The organism is Actinomycetota bacterium, assembly GCA_040755895.1.
Lineage (GTDB): Bacteria > Actinomycetota > Aquicultoria > Subteraquimicrobiales > Subteraquimicrobiaceae > Subteraquimicrobium.
This window is the reverse complement of sequence record JBFMAG010000060.1, coordinates 1-2270: the sequence shown is the minus strand read 5'-3', so window position 1 is coordinate 2270 and position 2270 is coordinate 1. Positions and strand designations below refer to the sequence as shown.

General features: G+C 45.2%; 2 protein-coding genes. Both read right to left on the bottom strand.

Annotated features, from left to right (window positions below; translation table 11 throughout):
• Nucleotides 1–131: peptide deformylase (locus AB1466_02850; GenBank protein MEW6189042.1), on the bottom strand; the 131-nt coding region annotated here is incomplete at its 3' end.
• Nucleotides 132–225: 94 nt separating this feature from the next.
• Nucleotides 226–2270: primosomal protein N' (gene priA, locus AB1466_02845; GenBank protein MEW6189041.1), on the bottom strand; the 2045-nt coding region annotated here is incomplete at its 5' end.

The following is a 2270-nucleotide window of genomic DNA, read 5'->3' as shown; positions in this document are numbered from 1 at the left end:
CCAGAAGCATTGTGCAACGTATCGATGAGATTCTTTGCCAACTTTTTGACCTCTTGATCGATTTTTTCTATGGGAAATGCCTTTTCCCGTAGCGCGGGATCACCAAATTTCCTAATTTCCAGAGCTACCACCTAAATTACCTCCGTCGCTCGAAACTCGACTCCCGTCGCTCGAAAAGGCAATTCTTAATCTAGCTGCGAGCGACGGGCTACGAGTGGCGATTATTTAGAGTAGCCACACGGGATCCACATCTATGAACAGGGTCACATCCTTGGAATATTTCTCCGGTAATAATCGTTTGTAATTTTCTTTAAGAAAAGTCTTAACGGCACGAGAATTTGATACCTTAAGGACAATGTGCCATCTATATTTATTTCCCAGCTTCTGAAGAGGGGCGGGTGCTGGACCGAGGAGATCAAAAAGACCACCGAGCTTGCTTTGGAGAAACCTTCCAATCCTTGATGCTACCTCATTTGCCTTCCTTTCATCCCTTGCTGATATCAGAATGCTAATCAATTCGCAGAAGGGAGGATATTTTAACTCCTTCCTCAAACCTATCTCCTTCAGGTAAAAGGAATCGTAATTTCCTCTCAACATCGCCTTAATGGCATAATTTTCGGGACAATATGTTTGAACGACCACGGTTCCGGGTCGTTGTCCTCTACCAGCTCTTCCACCAACCTGCATTAATAGTTGAAAAGTTCGCTCCGCTGCCCTGAAATCTGGGAGATTAAGAGCGGTATCCGCATTTATGATACCTACCAGAGTAACCTCAGGAAAATCGAGTCCCTTGGCGATCATTTGAGTACCCAGGAGCACTCCTACCCTCTCTTCTTTAAACTCAATCAACCTGCGTCGATGGGCACCTCTTCGAACCGTAGTATTAGCATCCATCCTGATTACGGGCAAATCTGGAAATAAATTTTTGAGTTCGCTTTCAACCCTCTGAGTTCCAACGCCGAAATAGTGAATCCGATGACCCTTACATTTAGGACAGGTACGAGGAGCGGGTTTTACATAACCACAGTGGTGGCACTTTAAAATCCCCTTAACCTGATGATAAGTGAGCGAAACGGCACATCTTTTACATTTTATCACCAAACCACAATCCCTGCACAGCAGAAAATCGCAGTAACCTCGTCTGTTCAAGAATAATATCATTTTCCCTCCGGAATTGATACATTTGTTCATCCGTTCGCGTAGAGTTGAACTGAATATGCCCTTGTTGATTTCCCTCCTCATATCCACTAGCTGTATACCTGGCAATGGTCTGTTCTCAATGCGTCTGGTCAAATAAATTAGCTCATACTCTCCCCTTTCCGCTTTGAACTTGCTCTCCACCGATGGAGTAGCGCTTCCCAAAATCACACAAGCATTGTTCAACTGAGCTCGTTTTAATGCCACATCTCGGGCGTGATATCTAGGATTCCGATTTTGCTTATAGGTGCTCTCATGCTCTTCGTCCACAACAATCAATCCCAAATTGCTTACGGGGGCAAACAACGCTGAGCGAGCACCCACCACCACCTTATAACGCCCTTCCTTGACCCTTCTCCACTGGTCAAATCTCTCACCCAAACCCAGTCCACTATGGAGGATGGCCACGATCTCACCGAACCTTGAGCGGAAACGATGCACCGTTTGTGGAGTGAGAGCAATCTCCGGAACCAAGACAATGGCGGTTTCTCCTTTCCTAAGGATGTGGGAGATGGCTTGGAGATAGATTTCCGTCTTTCCACTTCCGGTGATACCTTGTAAGAGAAAAACGGAGGGCACTTCCCCATCAATTGATTCCGTGATCCTTTGAAGAGCCTCGGCTTGTTCGCAGGTCAAGGTGGAAGGGATTTGAAAATTTTCGGGATAATAAAAATCTGCATCTCGAAATGTTGGATGATCGAAAATTTTCACAAATCCCTTATCCATGAGCGATTTTAGGGAAGTATAAGAGGCATCCACCAAGGAAAGCAACTCGTGGACCGGCATTCTGGGCTCTTCCGAAAGGACCTCCAATATTCTTTGCTGCTTGGGTGCTTTGGTGGTTAAAGATCTGGATATCGTCTCAGCTTCCTGGCTGGATAAATTGAGCTGAACATACCGTTCTTTTTTGATATCAACCCTGGGTTGTGAAATCCAATATTTCTTGAGAATCAACTTTTTTCCCTCTAGTTCTTTTAAAGCCGAGGAGATTTTCCCGCCATATGATTTCTTTAACGACCGAAGTGAAACTTTTCCTCCAAGGGCTGCTATCTTACGAAGAATTTCTCGCTGTC